At 74.3% G+C, this 19,011-nt stretch carries 18 protein-coding genes; 7 read left to right on the top strand and 11 right to left on the bottom strand.

Going from position 1 to position 19,011, the window contains the following annotated elements; genetic code table 11:
- Positions 1–38: 38 nt before the first annotated feature.
- Positions 39–368, bottom strand: coding sequence for a hypothetical protein (locus C6W10_RS27525; protein WP_107261791.1), 330 nt, complete (start codon positions 366–368; stop codon positions 39–41).
- A gap of 292 nt (positions 369–660) precedes the next feature.
- Here C6W10_RS27525 and C6W10_RS27520 point away from each other — a divergent pair, with 292 nt between their 5' ends.
- The 4 genes from C6W10_RS27520 (at position 661) to C6W10_RS27505 (ending at position 6,422) form a co-directional block, all read left to right on the top strand.
- Positions 661–1,152, top strand: coding sequence for a DUF3145 domain-containing protein (locus C6W10_RS27520; protein ID WP_107261790.1), 492 nt, complete (start codon positions 661–663; stop codon positions 1,150–1,152).
- Positions 1,153–1,223: 71 nt separating this feature from the next.
- Positions 1,224–2,945: a glycoside hydrolase family 3 protein gene (locus tag C6W10_RS27515; protein ID WP_107261788.1), complete on the top strand. Its 1,722-nt coding sequence runs from the start codon at positions 1,224–1,226 to the stop codon at positions 2,943–2,945.
- 94 nt (positions 2,946–3,039) lie between these two features.
- On the top strand, positions 3,040–4,143 hold the full coding sequence (locus tag C6W10_RS27510; RefSeq protein ID WP_234361453.1) for a glycosyltransferase family 2 protein: 1,104 nt from the start codon (positions 3,040–3,042) through the stop codon (positions 4,141–4,143).
- A complete protein-coding gene (locus tag C6W10_RS27505) occupies positions 4,140–6,422 on the top strand; it encodes a hypothetical protein (protein ID WP_107261786.1) in 2,283 nt (760 codons plus the stop codon). Before C6W10_RS27510 ends, C6W10_RS27505 begins: the two co-directional genes overlap by 4 nt.
- A gap of 18 nt (positions 6,423–6,440) precedes the next feature.
- Here the strand turns inward: C6W10_RS27505 and C6W10_RS27500 are convergent, their stop codons facing one another.
- The 7 genes from C6W10_RS27500 to C6W10_RS27470 all read right to left on the bottom strand — a co-directional run bounded on the left by C6W10_RS27500 (position 6,441) and on the right by C6W10_RS27470 (position 13,580).
- A complete protein-coding gene (locus C6W10_RS27500) occupies positions 6,441–7,703 on the bottom strand; it encodes a D-arabinono-1,4-lactone oxidase (protein WP_107261784.1) in 1,263 nt (420 codons plus the stop codon).
- Between the two features lie 10 nt (positions 7,704–7,713).
- On the bottom strand, positions 7,714–8,346 hold the full coding sequence (locus tag C6W10_RS27495; RefSeq protein ID WP_107261782.1) for a cyclopropane-fatty-acyl-phospholipid synthase family protein: 633 nt from the start codon (positions 8,344–8,346) through the stop codon (positions 7,714–7,716).
- A gap of 121 nt (positions 8,347–8,467) precedes the next feature.
- Positions 8,468–9,694, bottom strand: coding sequence for a beta-ketoacyl-ACP synthase II (fabF, locus tag C6W10_RS27490; RefSeq protein ID WP_107261780.1), 1,227 nt, complete (start codon positions 9,692–9,694; stop codon positions 8,468–8,470).
- A 2-nt stretch (positions 9,695–9,696) separates the two neighbouring features.
- Complete coding sequence (locus tag C6W10_RS27485) at positions 9,697–9,936, bottom strand: acyl carrier protein (protein ID WP_107261778.1); 240 nt, start codon at positions 9,934–9,936, stop codon at positions 9,697–9,699.
- A gap of 132 nt (positions 9,937–10,068) precedes the next feature.
- The gene (locus C6W10_RS27480) at positions 10,069–10,998 is read right to left on the bottom strand and encodes a beta-ketoacyl-ACP synthase III (protein ID WP_107261777.1); all 930 of its coding nucleotides are present in this window, start codon (positions 10,996–10,998) and stop codon (positions 10,069–10,071) included.
- A 52-nt stretch (positions 10,999–11,050) separates the two neighbouring features.
- Complete coding sequence (locus tag C6W10_RS27475; protein WP_107261775.1) at positions 11,051–12,226, bottom strand: acyltransferase domain-containing protein; 1,176 nt, start codon at positions 12,224–12,226, stop codon at positions 11,051–11,053.
- A 133-nt stretch (positions 12,227–12,359) separates the two neighbouring features.
- Positions 12,360–13,580: a CdaR family transcriptional regulator gene (locus tag C6W10_RS27470; protein WP_107261773.1), complete on the bottom strand. Its 1,221-nt coding sequence runs from the start codon at positions 13,578–13,580 to the stop codon at positions 12,360–12,362.
- Positions 13,581–13,639: 59 nt separating this feature from the next.
- On the opposite strand from C6W10_RS27470, the gene C6W10_RS27465 reads away from it, so the two are divergent.
- Positions 13,640–14,302: a phosphatase PAP2 family protein gene (locus C6W10_RS27465; RefSeq protein ID WP_107261771.1), complete on the top strand. Its 663-nt coding sequence runs from the start codon at positions 13,640–13,642 to the stop codon at positions 14,300–14,302.
- Between the two features lie 35 nt (positions 14,303–14,337).
- Here the strand turns inward: C6W10_RS27465 and C6W10_RS27460 are convergent, their stop codons facing one another.
- Together C6W10_RS27460 and C6W10_RS27455 are read right to left on the bottom strand one after the other, a co-directional pair.
- A complete protein-coding gene (locus C6W10_RS27460; protein WP_107264336.1) occupies positions 14,338–14,991 on the bottom strand; it encodes a response regulator transcription factor in 654 nt (217 codons plus the stop codon).
- A gap of 98 nt (positions 14,992–15,089) precedes the next feature.
- On the bottom strand, positions 15,090–16,565 hold the full coding sequence (locus tag C6W10_RS27455; RefSeq protein WP_107261769.1) for a sensor histidine kinase: 1,476 nt from the start codon (positions 16,563–16,565) through the stop codon (positions 15,090–15,092).
- Between the two features lie 205 nt (positions 16,566–16,770).
- Here C6W10_RS27455 and C6W10_RS27450 point away from each other — a divergent pair, with 205 nt between their 5' ends.
- Positions 16,771–17,328 (top strand): hypothetical protein, encoded by a 558-nt coding sequence (locus tag C6W10_RS27450; RefSeq protein WP_107261767.1) that lies wholly within the window; start codon positions 16,771–16,773, stop codon positions 17,326–17,328.
- 200 nt (positions 17,329–17,528) lie between these two features.
- Complete coding sequence (locus C6W10_RS27445) at positions 17,529–18,236, top strand: hypothetical protein (protein WP_159104769.1); 708 nt, start codon at positions 17,529–17,531, stop codon at positions 18,234–18,236.
- Positions 18,237–18,283: 47 nt separating this feature from the next.
- On the opposite strand, the gene C6W10_RS27440 is transcribed toward C6W10_RS27445, so the two are convergent.
- Positions 18,284–18,940 (bottom strand): hypothetical protein, encoded by a 657-nt coding sequence (locus C6W10_RS27440; RefSeq protein WP_107261763.1) that lies wholly within the window; start codon positions 18,938–18,940, stop codon positions 18,284–18,286.
- Positions 18,941–19,011: the final 71 nt, after the last annotated feature.

Here is a 19,011-nt window from a genome sequence, read left to right as displayed (position 1 = left end):
CGTTACGGGTCGTGCCGCTGGGTCTGTGCCGGCGCGGCTCAGGCCTCGAAGACGCCGGCCTCGACCAGGCGCTTCTCGGTGGTGTCCCAACCGTCGGCCGGGTAGGCCGCGGCGAGGTTGTTCAGCTCGGCCCGGATCTTGATGGCGTGGCCGGCACCGGCCAGCGTCCGGATCTCCTCGACGAACGCCTCGGAGTCGGTGCGCAGGTGCGAGGTCTTGCCGTTGGTCAGGTTCCGCACGTAGGCGTGCTTGCCGCCGTTGAGCGGAATGAGGTACTTGAACTCGCCGAGCACGCTCAGGGCCCCACCCTGGCCTGCCTGGCCGGCACGGACGGATGCGCGCGCGGTCTTGGAGGTGTTGCTCGCCACGGAGGTACTCCTTGAAGACGTACGGGAGGACTGGAAGTCCGAGGGGACAGCCTGGGCGGCAGACGCCGCCGGGCAAATTTTACACGACACCGGTGATGGCCGGACGGCTACCGCCGCTGACGTGGGGTCCAACTACCGTCACCGGTACGGCTATTCCCCCGGGGCAGTTTCGTGAATCCCTGGCGTACCATCCGTCACAAGCGTCATCATGTGTTCCAGCAATCGCACGGGTGATCAGCCGCCGAGGCCGAGGTCGTAGGGGAAGACGCACCTCGCTCTCCGGGAGGTCACCGTGCCAACGCGTGGCGTCGTATACGTCCACTCGACCCCACTCGCCGTGTGCCAGCACGTCGAGTGGGCGATCGCGCGCGTCCTAACCGCGCCGGTCACCCTGCACTGGACGGCCCAACCGGTCGATCCGGGCGCCCGACGGGCGGAGTGCGGGTGGTCCGGCCGGCCAGGGACCGGCGCGGAGCTGGCGGCTGCGCTGAGACAGTGGCCCATGATCCGCTTCGAGGTCACCGAGGAGCCGAGTCCCGGCGTCGACGGTGAGCGGTTCATGTACGTGCCCGGTCGGGGGCTCTTCCGGGCCACTGCCGGAGCCGCCGGCGACATCCAGCTCGGCGAGGACCGGCTGCGGTCGATCATGGAGTCGGCCCGGGCGCCGGAGGCGCTCGCGCACGCGCTCGACAAGGCGATGGGCACCGCCTGGGACGCCGAACTCGAGCCCTACCGGTACGCCGGGGACGGCGCCCCGGTCACCCTGCTCACCCGGGTCGGCTGAGCGACATCCGCCCGTTCCCCGGGCCGTTGGTCAAGTTGCCCGGCCGGGGACGGGCTGGTGGGATAGCGGGCGTGTCGTCTCCCCTCCGGCGCGCTCTGGTCGTGCTTCCCCTCGTCACCGCCTTGATCGTCTCCGGCTGCGCCGGCTCGCGGAAGCCAGCGGCGGCCCCCGCGCCCGCCTCGCCGTCGGCGGCGCCGACCAGCGCCGCCCCGACGGTCGCGCCGGACCCGGCGGCCCGGGCGGCCCAGCTGGTCGGCACCCTCGCCGACGAGGACCTGGTCGGCCAGGTGCTGATGCCGTACGCCTACGGCAACTCGGCGACCAAGGTGTCGGGCGGCTCGGCGGCCGGCAACCGGAAGCTGGCCGGCGTCGAGACCCCGGCCGAGATGATCGCCAAGTACCGGCTGGGCGGGCTGATCCTGGTCGGCTTCTCCGCCGACGACCCGACCAGCGACACCAACCCGACCACCAACGTCGACAACCCGGCCCAGGTACGCGAGCTGACCGCCGGGTTGCAGGCCGCGGCCGGAAAACTGCCGGCCGGAGCCGCGCCGGCACTGATCGGCATCGACCAGGAGTTCGGCGTGGTCACCCGGATCTCCGAGGGGGTGACCAACCTGCCCAGCCCGATGGCGTTCGGCGCGGCCGGTGACCCGGCGATCACCGAGACGGCCTGGCGGGCCGCCGGCACCGAACTCGCCGCGCTCGGGGTCAACGTCGACTTCGCGCCCAGCGCCGACGTGCTGGAGGCGAACAGCAAGGTGATCGGCTCCCGGTCGTACGGGTCGGATCCGAAGGCGGCCGGGGCGCAGGTCGGCGCCGCCGTACGCGGATTGCAGGGCGCGGGCGTCGCGGCCACCCTGAAGCACTTCCCGGGGCACGGCCAGACCGCCGCCGACTCGCACAAGGGCCTGCCGGTGGTCACCGCCGACCGGAAGAAGCTGGAGTCCACCGCCCTGCCGCCGTTCTCGGCCGGGATCGCCGCCGGGGCCTGGCTGGTGATGGCCGGACACCTCGACGTGCGGGCGGTCGACCCGGAGGTGCCGGCCACCTTCTCCCGCAAGCTCCTCACCGACGTGCTGCGCGGACAGCTCGGCTTCACCGGCGTGCTGGTGACCGACGCGATGGACATGGCGGCGGTGGCGAAGCAGTCGCCCGGGACGACCGCGGTCCGGGCGTTGAACGCCGGCAACGACCTGGTGCTGATGCCACCGAACGTGACCGAGGCGTACAACGGGGTGCTGGCGGCGCTGCGGGACGGCTCGCTGCCCCGGGCCCGGCTGGTCGAGGCGGTGACCCGGGTGCTGACGCTGAAGTTCCGGCTGGCCGGGCAGCCCCGGCCGGAGATGGGCACGCTGAACAGCCCCGGTCACCAGGAGGCCGCGCGCCGCGCGGCGGCGTCGTCGATCACCATGCTGCGCGGCAACTGCGGCCGGCCGCTGGTGACCGGGCCGGTGACGGTGACCGCGGCGAGCGGCCGGGAGGGGAGCCGGGACCGGCTCGGCAGGGCACTGGCCGCCGCCGGGGTCAGGGTGGCACCGTCCGGCGGGGCCGTGGTGCACCTCGTCGGGTACGGCGACACCGCCGCCGACCTGCGCGCCGACGCGGCCGTGACGGTGGCGATGGACACCCCGTACCTGCTCGGCCGGGCCGGCTCCAAGGTGCTGCTGGCGACGTACTCGTCGAACTCGGCCTCGCTGACCGCGCTCGCCCAGGTGCTGGCCGGCCGGACCCGACCGACCGGGCGCTCCCCGGTGCCGGTGGGCGGCCTGCCCCGGACGACTTGCTCCTGACCTGGCCGCTCCGCCCGCCGCTGGTGAGATCGGTCACTGGGCCGGCTGGTAGCGTTCGGCTGTCCGGTGATCTGGAAACGGGGGTGTACGCACGGTGACGAGCCGGGAGCCGACCCTCTCCGTGGTCGTGCCGATCTACAACGAGGAGAGCGTCCTCCCGTTGCTGGTCGAACGGCTGCGGCCGGTGCTCGACGGGCTCGGCGAGCCGTACGAGGTGGTCGCCGTCGACGACGGCAGCAGCGACGCCACCCCGGTGATCCTGGTCGGGATGCGGCGCGGCTGGCCGCAACTGCGGGTCGTCCGGCTGCGCCGCAACAGCGGCCACCAGGCGGCGCTGATCGCCGGCCTGTTCCGGGCCCGGGGCCACTACGTCGCCAGCATCGACGCCGACCTCCAGGACCCGCCGGAGGTGCTGGTCGAGATGCTGCGGCTGGCCCGTGCCGAGAGCCTGGACATCGTCTACGGGGTACGCGGCGACCGCTCCACCGACACCAGGTTCAAGCGGTACACCGCCGGCACCTACTACCGACTGGTCCGCCGGCTGGTCGGCAACGCCGTACCGGCCCAGGCGGGCGACTTCCGGCTGCTCAGCCGGGCCACCGTCGAGGCACTGCGCGAGCTGCCCGAACGTCGCCCGGTGCTCCGGCTGGTGGTGCCCTGGCTCGGCTTCCCCAGCGGCGAGGTGAGCTACATCCGCGAGGCGCGGGCGGCCGGCCGTACCAAATACTCGCTCTCCCGGATGGTCCGGCTCGCCACCGACAGCATCATCAGCTTCTCCGAGGCGCCGCTGCGGGTGGCGACCTGGCTCGGTGCCGGCGGCATGCTGCTCTGCCTGCTCATGGTGGTCTTCGCGGTCGTCATGTACATCCGCGACTCGACCGTGACCGGCTGGGCCTCGCTCTACGTCGCGGTGCTCTTCCTCGGCGCCGTCCAGTTGCTCTGCCTCGGGCTGCTCGGCGAGTACATCGCCCGGATCTACGCGGCGGTGCAGGGTCGGCCGGCGTACTTCGTCGGCTCCGACACCGCCGACGAGCCGGCCGCGACGACCGAGATGCCGACGGGTACGCCGCCGCCTCCCGCCCCCGACGAGCACGTCCCGGCCACACCGGCCGCCCGGGACGCCGCCGAAGAGCATCCGGCGGCGCGGGAGACCGGGAGCCCGGCCAGTCGCAACGGCGGCGTGCGGGTGGTCCGGTGACCGCTACCGAAGCGGCGGTGGCGGGCTCCTCCGCCCCGGCCGCGCCCCGGCCCGCACCCGCGCTGCTGCGCTGGGCGCCGCTGCTGGCCGGCGCCGGCCACTTCGCCGTGGTGCTGCTGGCCGCCGACACCGACCCCGCCGACATCCTCCGGTACGCCGGCTACCTGCTGCTGGCCCTGATCCTGCCCGGCACCCTGGTCTACCGGGCGCTGCGCCGCCGGCCGCACACCCTGGTCGAGGACGTGGCGATGGGCGCCGCCGTCGGGCTGGTGCTGGAGCTGCCCGCCTGGGCGCTGTACGCCTGGCTCGGCCTCGCCGGCTGGCTCTGGACCTGGCCGGCGGCGATCGTCGCGCTCTTCCTGGCGGTGCCCCGGCTGCGCCGGCACTGGCTGGTCCGGGACTACCGGCCCACCCCGGTCGGCTGGTCGTGGTCGGTGACCGGTGCGGTGGCGTTCTTCACCACCTATCTCTCCAGCACCTTCCTGGAACGCAACCCGATCCTGCCCACCTCCGAGAACACCCACCAATACCTCGATCTCGCCTACCAGCTCTCGCTGGCCGGCGAGGCGAAGCACCAGTTCCCGATCCACCTGCCCCAGGTCGCCGCCGAACCCCTCGACTACCACTGGTTCGGCTACGTGCACATGGCCGCGACCAGCCTGATCGGCGGGATCGACCTGCCGGTGGTGGCACTCCGGCTGACCATCCCGGCGCTCTGCGCGGCGGCGATCGTGCTCACCGCCGTACTCGGCTGGCGGGTCAGCGGCCGGCCGGCGGTCGGTGCCGTCGCCGCGGTGCTCTTCTTCGTGATCGGCGAGACCAACTTCACCGACCCGGTGACGATGCCGTTCGGCACCCAGGCGTCCTTCGTGATCTGGCACGGCATGTCGATGATCTACAGCTGGGTGCTGCTGATCGCGCTGATCGCCGTCCTCGCCGACGTGGTGGACCGGCGCCCGGACCGGCCGGTCGCGGCGATCGGCCGGGGCGCGTTCGTGCTCGCCCCGCTGCTGATGCTCGCCTCCAGCGGGGCGAAGGCCAGCTCGCTGCCGGTGGTCGGGCTGGCCCTGGCGTTCACCGCGGTGGCGCTGCTGGTCGCCACCCGGCGGATCCCGTGGGCGGTGGTCGGTGCCGGGCTGGCCACCGCCGCCGCGCAGCTCTTCGCCACCGCCGTGCTCTACCGGTTCAAGGCGTACGGGATCGAGGTCGATCCGCTGGCCAGCAGCCTGGAGCCGTACTGGACGCCGCCGCCGGAGGGCTGGCCAGCCCCGCTGGCGGTACTCGCCGTGGTCGTCGCCTTCGCGGTGAACATGCAGCTCCGGGTGGTCGGCATCGGGCCGCTGCTCTGGCTGCGCCGGGGCCGGCTCGAACCGGTGCAGTGGTTCCTGCTCGGCGGCGCGCTCGCCGGGCCGCTGCTCTACCTGCTGCTGCGCCAGCCCGGCGGGGCGAACCAGTACTTCACCCGGGCCGGCTTCACCTTCGCGGTGGTCCTCTCCGCCTGGGGGTACCTGATGGTCGCCGACCGGGCCCGGCTGACCCGGCGCTCCGGCACGGTGCTCGGGCTCTGCGCGCTGGCCCTCGCCGTCGCGCTGGTCGCGCTCCAGTTCCGGTACGCCGGGCCGGCCGCCGGGGAGACCATGTTCGACTGGCTGCGACCGCTGCTCTGGTGGTCGGCCGGTCTCGCCGTGCTGGCGGTGATCGCCGTCGGGATCTGGCTGCCGGCCAGCCTCGGCATCGCCGCGCTGCACAAGCGGGGAGCGATCGCGCTGCTCACCGCCGTCCTGGTGGTCGGGGCACCCGGCCTGCTGATGGACATGCGCAAGTCGGAACGCTCCCCGAACGGCGGCGCCTACGCCAACATCTCGCTGCCGAAGAGCCGGGTCGACGCCGCCCGCTGGGCCCGGGACCACAGCGAACCCGGTGACGTGCTGGCGACCAACGTGCACTGCCTGGCCGTGGTGAACGGCTGGTGCGACGCGCGCTCGTTCTGGCTCAGCGCGTACGCCGAGCGCCGGGTACTCGTTGAGGGCTGGGGGTTCGCGCCCCGGGTGGCCTCGTCGGGGGCGTACACCCCGTTCTGGGACCAGGAGCTGCTGCGGCGCAACGACGCGGCGTTCACCGAGCCGACCGAGGCGGGGCTGCGGGAGTTGCGGGACCGGCACGCCGTGCGGTGGCTGGTGGTGGACCGGACCGTCGGGGTGGAGTCCCCGGAGTTGGGCCGGCTGGCCCGGCTGCGCTACGAGAACGACCGGATGGCGGTCTACCAGCTGCTCGGCTGAGCTGTGCGGCGCCCGGGTTCAGCCGGCGGCCGGGAAGTAGCGGTCCAGCATCTCGTTGCGGAACTTGCCGCTCGGGTCGTACCGGCGGATCAGCTTGGCGAAGTCGGCGTACCGGTCGTAGCGGTCGCGGAGCTGCTCCGGCGGGGTGCCGAAGAGCTTGCCCCAGTGCGGGCGGGGCGCGTACGGCGCGAGCCGCTCCTCGACCGCCGCCAACACCGGGAGTACCGCCTCGGTCTCCTTGACCCAGGTGAAGTGCAGCGCGGCGCTGTCCCGCCGGTGGCTCGGGCTCAGCCACAGCTCGTCGGCGGCGATGGTGCGGATCTCCGAGATCTGGAGCACGGCGGCGATCCGGTCGGCGATGCCGTCCAGCGCGGCCATCGCCGCGCCGAGGTGTTCGCGCGGCACGAAGTATTCGGACTGGAGTTCCTCGCCGCTGCTCGGGGTGAACTCGAGCCGGAAGTGCGGCAGCCGGGCGTGCCACGGCCCCGGCACGCCGAGCTGCTCGGTGCAGTGCACCGCCGACATGCCGGGCACCGGGTGCCGGGGCTCGGCCGCCAGCGTGCCGCCGTACCAGTGCGGCTCGGCGGCGCCGCCGTCGACATCCGTCCGGCGCTTCACCCAGACCTGGTTGATCCGGGGACCGGTCCAGTCGGTGAAGAGGCTGACGCTGTAGCCGCCGCCGAGGATCTCGGCGGAATGCGCGTCGAGCTGCTCGCGGGGGAGGTCGTCGTAGACGTACTGGGCGATCTCGAAGGCCGGGACGAGATCGAGGGTGAGCCGGGTGACCACGCCGAGCGCGCCGAGCCCGACCACGGCGCCGAGGAAGTCGTCGTCGCCCCGGCGCAGCGTCAGCAGCTCGCCGTCGGCGGTGACCAGCTCCAGCGCGGCGACGGCGGTGGCCAGGTTGCCGTTGCCCGGCCCGGAGCCGTGCGTGCCGGTGGCGCAGGCGCCGGCCACCGAGATGTGCGGCAGCGAGCCGAGGTTGTGCAGCGCGAGGCCGGCCCGGTCCAGCTCGCCGACGAGGTCGCCGTAGCGCAGCGCCGCCGAGACGGTGACGGTGCCGGCCGCCCGGTCGATCTCCAGCACCGGCGGCAGGCCGGCGACCGAGACGAGGTCACCGGTGGTGTCGGCGATCCGGTTGAAGGAGTGCGCGGTGCCGAGGGCGCGGATCCGGTCGCTGCCGGCGACCAGCGATCGCAGCTCGGCCAGGGAGGTCGGCCGGTGCAGCCGGCGGGCCCGGAAGTCGACGTTGCCGGCCCAGTTGCTCAGCGGGATGGTCATCGCGGGGCCGTCAGCCGGCGTCGGGGACGAGCGCCGGGGTCCGCATCCGCATCATCCAGTGGCTGGTCGGTATCCGGGTGGCGTCGTCCACGACCTCGCCGTCGACGTCCGCGAAGGTCTCCCGGCCGAGCGCCACCAACGCCTCCGGGGTGCGGACGTACTCGCCCCGGTCGTTCTTCGACATCCACCGCGAGATCGGATGCTGCCCCGGCACCAGGGTGGGGTCGACGGCGATCACCCGGCCGCCCGGGGCGAGCGCCTTGGCGCAGACCCGCAACAGGTGCCGGCACTCGTCGTCGGAGAGGTGGTGCAGCAGCCCGAGCAGCAGGATCGCGTTGGCCGGCGGGATCTGGGCCAGGTGCTGCTCGCCGAAGACCTCGCAGCGGAACTCGACCTGGTCACCACCCCAGCGCCTGCGGGCGTGCGCGATGTATTTCTCGCTGGTGTCGAAGCCGTAGTAGCGGACCTTCGGCAGCCGGCCGAAGTAGTAGGCCGGGCCGCAGCCGACGTCGATGATGGTGTCGCCGTCGACCAGGGCCAGCTCGTCCAGGCAGCGGTAGCGGAGCCGGTCCGCGCCCAGGCCCTTCTGTAGGGCCACGTAGAGCGCCTCGTGCCCGAGCAACCCCTTCAACGCCGCCAGCATCCGCGCCTCTCCTCGGCTCGCCGTCCGGTGGGAGTCCCGCCCGCCGCGCCATCGGGCGCGGCGGGCGCCGGAACGCCCGAGAATCTACCACCGCCCGCCGTACCGGAGGTCGGGCGGACGGTCAGGCCCGGGCGAAGACGAGGACCGCGTTGTGACCGCCGAACCCGAACCCGTTGTTCAGCGCCGCCGGGATGTCCATGTGCCGGGGCTTGTGCGCGGCGACGTCCAGATCGAGGGCGTCGTCGGGGTCGTCGAGGTTGATCGTCGGCGGGATCACCCCGTCCCGGATGGAGAGGATGGTGGCGATCGACTCCAGCGCGCCGGCGGCCCCCAGCAGGTGCCCGGTCATCGACTTGGTGGCGGTCAGCACCGGGTGGGTACCGAGCGCGGAGCGCAGCGCGACGATTTCGGCGATGTCACCGACCGGGGTGGAGGTGGCGTGCGCGTTGACGTGCACGATGTCGGAACGGTCGATGCCGGCGTCGGCGATCGCCATGTTGATCGCCCGAATGACGCCCCGTCCCTCCGGGTGCGGCTGCACGATGTCGTAGCCGTCGGAGGTGAGCGCGGCGCCGGCAAGCCGGGCGTAGACCCGGGCACCGCGCGCGGCGGCGTGGTCGGCCCGCTCCAGCACCACCGCGCCGGACCCCTCACCGAGTACGAAGCCGTCCCGGCCCTTGTCCCAGGGGCGGGACGCGCGCTCCGGGTCGTCGTTGCGGGTCGACATCGCCCGCATCGAGGCGAACCCGGCGATCGGCAGCGGGTGTACCACCGCCTCGGTACCGCCGGCCAGCACCACGTCGGCGCGCCCGGAGCGGATCATGTCGAGGCCGAGCGCGATCGCCTCGGCCCCGGTGGCGCAGGCACTGGCCACCGAGTGCACCCCCGCCTGCGCACCCAGCTCCAGCCCGACCCAGGCGGCCGGACCGTTCGGCATCAGCATCGGGACCGTGTGCGGGGAGACCCGCCGGGGCCCGGACGCCTCCAGGATGTCGTCCTGGGCGAGCAGGGTCTGCGCGCCGCCGATGCCGGAGCCGACGCTCACCGCGAGACGCTCCGGGTCCGGCGGGGAGTCGGCGAGGCCGGCGTCGGCCCACGCCTCGTGTGCGGCGATCAGCGCGATCGCCTCCGACCGGTCGAGCCGGCGCAGCTTGACCCGGTCCAGTTTCTCGGTCGGTTCGACCGCGAGCTGGGCGGCGATGCGTACCGGAAGCTGCCCGGCCCACTCCTGGGTGAGTGGACCCACCCCGGAGCGGCCTGCCAGCATGGCTTCCCAGGTCGACGCGACGTCCCCGCCGAGCGGGGTCGTCGCGCCGAGCCCGGTGACGACGACGTCGGGACGACTCATGATCAGGACTGTGCCTCGATGTAGGCGACGGCGTCGCCGACGGTCTTGAGGTTCTGGACGTCGTTGTCCGGGATCTTGACGCCGAACTTCTCCTCGGCGGCCACCACGACCTCGACCATGGAGAGCGAGTCGACGTCGAGGTCGTCGGTGAACGACTTCTCCTCGGCGACGTCGTCCGGGCTCACCCCGGCGACCTCTTCGAGGATCTCGGCGAGGCCGGCGGTGATCTCGTCACGGGTCATTGTGGTTCTTTCCTCTCCATGGATGGATGTCTGCGGTGGCGGATCGGTCCGCCGCCGCTGGTCAGCGTTCGACCGGTGGACGTTGCTGGGCCGGGGCCGGCGGGTGCGCCGCCCCGGGCCCGGGGCACCCGGTCAGGGGCACCGGACGACCTGCCCGGCGTAGGTGAGGCCGCCGCCGAAGCCGAACAGCAGTACGGGGGCGCCGGAGGGCACCTCCCGGCGTTCGACGAGCTTGGAGAGGGCCAGCGGCACGCTCGCCGCCGAGGTGTTGCCGGACTCGACGATGTCCTTGGCGACGACCGCCTGCGGCATGTCGAGCCGCTTCGCGATGCCCTCGATGATCCGCAGGTTGGCCTGGTGCGGCACGAACGCCGCGATCTCCGACGGGGCGACGCCGGCCCGTTCGCACGCCTTCAGGGCGAGCGGGGCGAGCGCGGTGGTGGCCCAGCGGAAGACGGACTGCCCCTCCTGCTGGATGTACGGGCGCCAGCCCTCGATCCGGACCGCGTCGCTGCGCTCCGGGACCGAGCCCCAGACCACCGGCCCGATGCCGTCCGGCTCGCCCTCCCCGGTGGCGGTGAGTACCGCGGCACCGGCGGCGTCGCCGAAGAGGATGCAGGTCGACCGGTCGGTCCAGTCGACGAAGTCGGAGAGCTTCTCCGCGCCGATCACGATGGCGTTGCGGGAGGCGCCGGCCCGCAGCGCGTGGTCGACGGTGCCGAGCGCGTAGGAGAAACCGGAGCAGGCGGTGTTGAGGTCGAACGCGCCCGGGGCGTCGATGCCGAGCTTGGCGGCGACCCGGCAGGCGGTGTTCGGGCTGCGGTCCACGGCCGAGCAGGTGGCCACCACCACGAGGTCGATGTCGGAGGCGGCCAGCCCCGAGTTGGCCAGCGCCTTGTCGGCCGCGGCGGCGGCCATGTCGGCGACGGTCTCGGTGTCGGCGATCCGCCGGGTGGCGATGCCGACCCGGTCGCGGATCCAGGTGTCGTTGGTGTCGACGATCTGGGCCAGGTCGTCGTTGCTGAGGACCCGTGACGGCTGGTAGTGGCCGAGCGCGATCATCCTGCTCACCGGGTCACCGCCAAGCGGTGGCCCGGGGTTTCCCGGTGGCCGGTCATGAAAGCTGTCCTCCGATGCGGGCGAGGGGCTGGCCCGGGGCGACCGGGTCGTCGTGGTGGGCGAGCCATTCGGTGAGCACGCCGGAGCCGTGCGCGGTGACCTCGACCGCGCCCTGCCGGGTGGTGACGTGGCCGACGACCTGCCCGGACTCGATGGCGGCTCCCTCGGCGAGGTCCTCGACCGGAGCGAAGGTGCCGGCGGTGCCGGCCACCACCACCCGGGACCGCGCGGCCGGCGCGGGCCGGGACGGTGTGCCGTGCCGGGCGATCAGGTCGCGGGCCGCGGCCAGGTCGCCCGGGGTGTTCAGGGTGACGATCTCGGGGACCTGCCCGGTGCCCTTGAGTTCCCGCTTGATCAGCCCGGCCAGGGTGCCGGCCGGGGGCAGCTCGATCACCGCGGTGACGCCGAGGTCGACGAGGCGGCGGACGCAGAGGTCCCAGCGGACCGGAGCGGTCACCTGGCGTACCAGGCGCTGCCGCATCTCCCGGCCGTGGCCGACGGCGGCACCGTCGGCGTTGGAGAGCAGGATCCGGGTCGGGTCGGCCGGGACGATCCCGGCGGCGACGGCGGCGAGGGCCCGCTCGGCCGGTGCCATGTACGGGGTGTGGAAGGCGCCGGCCACCTTGAGGGCGATCACCTTGGTGCCGGCGGGCGGGTTGGCGGCGAACTTGGCCAGCCGGTCGACCGCGCCGGCGATCACGAGCTGGCCGGCGCCGTTGAAGTTGGCCGGGTGCAGCTCGTGTGCCGCCAGTGCCTCCAGCACCTCGTCCGGGTCGCCGCCCATCACCGCCGACATCCCGGTCGGTTCGAGCGCACAGGCAGCGGCCATCTCCCGGCCCCGTACGCCGGCCAGGGTGACCGCCGCCTCCGGGCTCAGTACGCCGGCCAGTGCCGCCGCGGCCAGTTCGCCGACGCTGTGCCCGGCGGTGACCGACACGTCGTGCATCGGAAGCTGTTCGGCGGCGAGCAGGGCGGCGGCGACCAGCAGCGGCTGGGTACGCGCGGTGTCCCGGATCTCCTCGGCGTCGCCCTCGGTGCCGAGCCGGACGAGGTCCACGCCGGCCAGCGCGGACCACCAGCGCAGCCGTGCCTCGGTGCCGGGCAGGTCGAGCCACGGGGTCAGGAAGCCGGGCTTCTGGGAACCCTGGCCGGGTGAGAGTACGGCGAGCACGCTTACGACTCTCCTGGATCAAGCGCTCCGGCGCGGTTGCCGTGATGTACCAATCCGCACTACGACCTTTGTGAGGACCCTACAAAAATCCATGGCGATCACGGACTTCTCGTTCCGTCTGTCCCAATCGGGGTTAGTGTCCCGCCCCAGGTCCGACCGGGGCGGCCGGGTCCAGCCGCCCGATCGTCAGCGCCATCCGCAACGCGAAGGCGTCCCGGGCGGTCAGCGGGGAGAATCCCGTCACATCCGCGACCCGGCGCAGCCGGTACCGGACGGTGTTCGGGTGCACGAAGAGGGTCCGGGCGGCACTCTCCAGTACCCCGCCGGCGGCGAAGAACGCGTCCAGGGTCTCCAGCAACTCGCCGCCGGCCCGGACCAGCGCCGCGTAGACGTCCTGGCGCAGCGCCCGTCGGGCCTCCGGGTCACCGGCCAGGGCCCGCTCGGGGAGCAGGTCGGCGGCGGCCACCGGGCGGGGTGCGGCCGGCCAGGCCGGTGCGGCCCGGAAGCCGGCCAGGGCCGCCCGGGCCGAGTCGGTCGCCGCGTCCAGGCTCGGTACTGCCGGACCGACCACCACCGGGCCGGGGCCGAAGCCGGCGAGCATCTTCGCGGTGGCGGCCAGCGGGTCGGTGGCGCCGCCGAGTACCAGGACGAGCCGGTCGCCGTGCACCCCGCCGATCATCTCCAGGCCGAGTCGCCGGGTGACCCGGTAGATGGTGTGCAGCACGGCGGCGACCTCGCCGCCCGGGGAGCGGCCCACCGCCACCGCCACCGGCGGGGCGTCGGTCCAGCCCAGCGCCGCCGCCCGGCTGGCCAGCACGTCGGGGGAGTCGCCCCGGAGCAGCGCGTCCACCAGCAGCGCCTGGAGCCGGGCGTCCCAGGAGCCGCGTGACTCGGCGGCCCGCGCGTAGACCCGGGCGGCGGCGAAGGCGATCTCCCGGGAGAACTTGAGCACCGCCTCGTGCAGCAGCCGTTCCTCGCCCGGCGCCGCCAGGTGCGGCACCTGTTCCTCCACCACGTCGATGGTCACCTTGATCAGGGCCACCGTCTGCTGGAGGCTGATCGACCGGGCCAGCGCCCGGGGTGCGGCGGCGAAGACCTCGTCCGGGCTGTCCGCCAGGGCGTCGGCGCCGCCGGGGCCGTCGGCGGCCGGCCGCGACCGCAGCCACTCGACCAGGGACCGGACGCCGGCCTGGGCGACCAGCATCACCCAGGAGCGCTGCTCGGCCGGCAGGTCGCGGAACCAGGGCAGGGTCTCGTCCATCCGGGTGACGCTGGCGCTGGCCAGCGTGCCCGCCGCCCGCTCGATCCGGCGCAGCGTGGCCGCCAGTTCGCCGTCACCCGCCTCGCTCGCCATCGGCCCAGCGTGCCACGCGGAACTCCGGACGCCGCCACCGGCCGTGGCATCATGGCCCGATGGTCGCCCGCCCGCCGCTGGTCGTCCCGCTGCTCGCGCTCGCCGGCTTCCTGGCGCTGCTCGCCCTGACCGTGGCCGGCTGGGCGCCGCTGGACCGCTTCGACGCCGCCGTCAGCGACGCCTTCCGGGGGTACGGCGACGCCAGCCCCCGCACCGTCGACGTGCTGCGGATCGCCACCGACGTGGCCGCCACCGTGCCGTTCCTGGTCGCCGGCCTGGCCGTCACGGTGGGGCTGGCCGCCCGGGGCGGGCGCCGGCCGGCGGCGTTCTGTGCCGTGGTGACGGTGCTGATCCCGGTGCTCTGGGGGCTGATGCACTGGCTGGTGTACCACCCCCGGCCGGAGAACGGCTTCGTCGTGATCACCAGCAACGGGTTTCCGAGCGGGCACACCAGCAACGCGGCGGCGGCGGCGCTGGTGGCCGTACTCCTGCTCTGGTCCCGGCTCGGCGGACCGGGCCGGGCGCTCACCGTCGGGCTGGCCGTGGCCTTCGCGGCCTTCGTCGGGCTGACCCGGGTGGCCCTGCTGGCGCACTGGCCGACCGACGTGCTCGGCGGCTGGCTGCTCGCGCTCGCCGTGGTCCCGCTGGCCGCCCGGGCGGTGCGGCGCCCGGCCGGTACTCCGCAGGCGCCCGCTGCCAGTCCGGACCGCGCCGCCCGGTAGACCCGGCTCCGTCCCGGCCAACGGGGGCGGCCGGGTCAGGGCGGTGGCGGCAGGGCCAGCTCCTGGGCGAGGATCGCCGCCTGTACCCGGCTGCGCAGGCCGAGCTTGCCGAGGATCCGGCTCACGTGCGTCTTGGTGGTGCTCTCCGCCATCGTCAACCGCTCGGCGATCTGCTGGTTGGAGAGCCCGAGGCCGAGACAGGCCAGCACGTCCCGTTCCCGTGGCGTCAGGTCGGCCAACGCCGCCCGGGCGGTCGCCGGGGTGGCCGGCACGGCGGCGGCGAAGGCGCTGATCAGCCGACGGGTCACCGCCGGTGCGATGATCCCCTCGCCCCGGGCGACGGTACGCACCGCGTCGACCAGCCCGGTGGCGTCGGTGTCCTTGAGCAGGAACCCGGAGGCGCCGGCCCGGAGCGCGCCGAAGACGTACTCGTCGAGGTCGAACGTGGTCAGCACGAGGACGTCGGCGAGCCGCTCGGCGACGATCTCCCCGGTCGCCGAGACACCGTCGAGCCGGGGCATCCGGACGTCGAGCACCGCCACGTCCGGCCGGAGCCGTCGGCAGAGCGCCACCGCCTCCTCGCCGTCGGCCGCCTCGCCGACCACCTCCAGTCCGGGCGTACCGGCGAGGATCAGCACCAGACCGGCCCGCACCGCGTCCTGGTCGTCGGCGACCACCACCCGGATCACCCGGCCCGCCCCGGGCGCGTCGGCGGTCCCGGGCCGGTCGACGCCGGTCGGGTCGGCCACCGTGGACCCGCTGCCGGCCGGGTCGGCGTCCGGCCCGGTCACGGCCGGACCGTCGGTGCCGCAGCCGGCCGACCGGTCTCCCCGTCGGCGTCGCCCGGCCCCGGCGTCCCGGTGGGCGGGGCCGGCGGGCCGGGGAAGTCGGCGTTCGGCAGTTCCGCGTGCACCCGCCAGTTCGCTCCGCGCGGGCCGGCCTCGAACCGGCCGCCGAGCAGGGCGGCCCGCTCCCGCATCCCGATCAGGCCGGCACCCGCCCCGGGCAGCCCGGCCCCGGCCGCGGCCCCGGCACCCCGGGGCTCGCCGGAGCGGGCCAGCGGGTTCACGATGGTGAGGTTGACCGAGCGGCGCTCGTGGCAGATGGTCAGGGTGGTCTGGCCGGCGCCGTGCTTGAGCGCGTTCGTCAGCGACTCCTGGACGATCCGGTACGCGGCCAGGTCCACGCCGACCGGCAGCGGGCGTGCCTCGCCGGTCGTCTCGAACCGTACCGGGAGGCCGGCGTCCCGGGCCTGGCCGACCAGCCGGTCCACCTCGGCGAGCCGGGCCCGGACGGGACCGTCGCCCGTGCCCAGCCGGGCCGGTTCGGTGCCGGGGAGGCCGCCCCGGGCCGGTGCCCCGGTCGACTCCGCGCCGGCCCCGGAGCGGGCACCCGAGCCGGAACTCCCGCCCCCGTCCGGGGCGGCCGGCCGGCCCGGGTCACGGCCGGGCGGAACGGGCTCGGCGCCGGTCGGGACCGATCCGGGGTCGGCCGGTTCCCGGAGCAGGCCGATCATCTGCCGCATCTCGGCGAGCCCCTGCACGCTGTTCTCCCGGATCACCCGCAGCGCCTGGTCGAGCTGGGCCCGGTCCAGCCCGGAGACCGAGAGCGCCGCGGTGGCGTGGATGGCGACCGCGCTCAGGTGGTTGGCGACCACGTCGTGCAGTTCCCGGGCCATCCGGCTCCGCTCCGCCGCCACCGCCTGGCGCCGGTCGAGTTCGGCCAGCCGGGCGGTCTGCTCGGCCCGGGCGCGTTCGGCGGCGGCCTGGTCGCGGTACTGCCGGACGCCGATGCCGCTGACCACCGGCAGTACCCCGATCAGCACCACCGGGATCGCCAGCCCGATGCCCTGCCAGGCCGGGGTGGCCAGCAGGACCCCGACCAGCGCGGCAAGGCCGGTGAGTGCCAGGTTGACCTGGAGCAGCCGGCGCCAGAGCCGCGCCGACCCGTAGACGCAGGAGTCGAAGAGCACCTGGGTGTAGACCAGCGTGGTGGCCAGCGACGATCCGTGCAGGAGGTCGACGACGACGGCGACGGTGCCCAGCGCCAGCCCGAGCCGGGTCGCCACCCGGCGCAGCGCCACGGCCAGGCAGGTCACGGCGAGGGTGCCGACGGTGAGACCCGGCGGGGCGTCCAGCAGGCCGGGGTTGAGCGGGTGGTAGACCCCGAGCGCCATCATCAGCAGCCCGCCGGCCAGGGACGCGGACGCCAGCGCGATGTCCCGGGACAGGGACCCGCGTTCCAGGCGCAGCCGTGCGGTCACCCCTCGATCCCATCACACCGGCGGGCCGTTCCCGTCGGCCCCGACGACGAGGCGGCCCCGGCCGGGGTCCGTCGAAGGGTGTACGCGTACCTCTTTCGGCGGACCCGGATCTCGGTATCGGTACCGAGGTCCCGGCCCGCCGCGCTGCCGAGACTGGTGACAGTGACCGGGCGGGTGGCGGCCGGGTGAGGATCGGGGGTACGGCATGCTGGCGGTGATCGCCGCGGGCGAGATCGGGTTCTGGGTACTGCTCGGTGCCGGCCTGATCGCGCGCTATCCGCTCCGGATGCCCCGGCTCGGCGCGCTGCTGCTGCTCGGTACGCCGTTGATCGATCTTGTGATCCTGGTCGCCACCGTGATCGACCTGCGCGCCGGTGCCACCGCCAACTTCACGCACGGGCTCGCGGCGGCGTACCTCGGCTTCTCGGTCGCCTTCGGGCACAGCATGATCCGCTGGGCCGACCAGCGGTTCGCGCACCGGTTCGCGGGCGGGCCGCCGCCGTGGAAGCCGCCCAGCGGCGGCCGGGCCCGGGCCCGGTACGAGTGGCGGGAGTGGGGTAAGGGATTGCTCGGCTGGGCCATCGCCTGCGGTCTGCTCGGCCTCGGCATCCTCATGGTCGGCGACCTGGACCGCACCGCCGAGCTGCTGGCCTGGATCGCGCGGCTGAGCGTGGCGATGGTGATCTGGCTCGTCGCCTTCCCGGTCTGGGCGACCGTCTTTCCGAAGCCCGCCGAGCCGGAGTCACCGCCGGCCAGAGGTTAACCGGTTCGTGACCTGGATCTTCCACACCAGCGGAATGCAGCAGTTTCTCGCCACGGCGACGTCGAACTCGTCGTCGGGGACCAGTACGGTGACAAGGTCCCGGTGATGCGCTTTCCCGCACTGGCTCACCGTCAACCGCGTGGGTGCCGCGCGCCGGGGCGACCGCCCACCCGGCGGCGAGTGTGTGTGAGGAGGCCTGGATGGCGCATGACGCCGAGCGTGGCTGTTCGGAGGACGAGCAGGACTCGCTGCTTGGCGATCGTGGGCCGCTGCCCCCGCTCGGCCCGGTCGGTCGGTTCCGCTGGGTCTGTGGTGCCAGTGCCGGGCTGCCGGCCGGCCCGCTCGACGCGACGCCCAACCGGCCCGGCGCGGAGCCGGTGGATCGGCTGTCGGCCGCCGAGCCGGTCGACCCGCCCGGGGCGGCCCGCCCGGCGGCGGCGCGGACCGGAGCGCGTCCGGCCGGACCGACGGCAGCGGACGACCAGGTCGGGATGGCGCGGCCCGGCCAGCCGGGGGAGGGCGCCGTGCTGGCCTCCGACGCCGGTGGCGCGGAGCATGCCGCGACCGAACCGGGGCGGCTGGCCGACCGGTCGAGGCTGATTCCCCGCCCCCGCCCCGGCGAGCCCGACGGCGACGACCAGGGCCGACCGGCCGGCGACGAGCGGGGCCGACCGGACCCTGACGACCGGGGCCGACCGGACGGCGACGAGCGGGGCCGGCCGGCCGGTGCCACCAGCGGGCCGGGTGAGCCGGGCGCGGCGCCGGGCACGCCGCCCGAGCCGGCGAGCCAGCGTACGCCGGGCTGTCAGACCGATCTGCCGGGCTGGGCCGGGGCGCACCGGCACGGGGCCGTACGCCCGTCGCGGCGCTCCGTCCGGCGTGACCGTCCGCCACGCCGCTGGTGCTGAGCCCCTGCCGCTGCTCTCGCTGCCCCTGACCCGGCGGGCTGCTCCGGTCAGCGGGTGCGGCGCCGGACCAGCAGCGCGATGCCGGCGAGCCCCAGCGTGATGGCGAGCAGCACGGCGCCGTTGAGCAGCATCAACTGCCGCAGTTCACCGAGCAGCCGGTCGACGTCCTTCCCGGTGCCGATCGCGTCGTCGGGGATCACCCGCTCGCCGCCGCCGATCCCGCCACCGTGCAGGCTGGTGACGGTCTGCTCGGGCAGTGGCGCACCGGCCGCCAGCAGGGCCTCCGCCATGGTCAGCCGGCCGAAGAACCAGGCCGCGCCGGGGCGGCTCTTGTCCGGCTGCCGGGCCGGCCGGTAGACCCGGGGCCCGCCCTTGGCTAGCGGGTAGAGGTCGTACGACTGCTGCGCGGCGTCGCCGACGTGCACCACCATGGTGTATTTCGGACCCAGGTCGGCGGCCTTCGGCCCACCCGTGTTGCCGGGGCCCGTCTTCAGGAAGCCCACCTGGTCGAGGAGCGCGGCGAAGAGTTCGGGCTTGCCCTGGGCCCGGATGGTCACCGGGGTCGCCAGGTCCTTGCCGGTGATCACCACCGACGTCGGTCTGGCCGGCTTCGCCTGGGCGGCGCCCGCGATCCCGAGCCAACTCGCCGCCGCGATCAACAACGTGGCCACGCCGACAAGTCGACGACTCACCTCTCCGGCCATCGCCGACCTCCTCGCCCCGTCTCGATGGTGGCCATGATGCAGGTCACGCGCTGGTTGGTCGGTGGAGTGCA

This window comes from Plantactinospora sp. BB1, assembly GCF_003030385.1.
Lineage (GTDB): Bacteria > Actinomycetota > Actinomycetes > Mycobacteriales > Micromonosporaceae > Plantactinospora.
The sequence above is the reverse complement of the archived record's forward strand: the minus strand, read 5'-3'. Positions and strand labels throughout refer to the sequence as shown.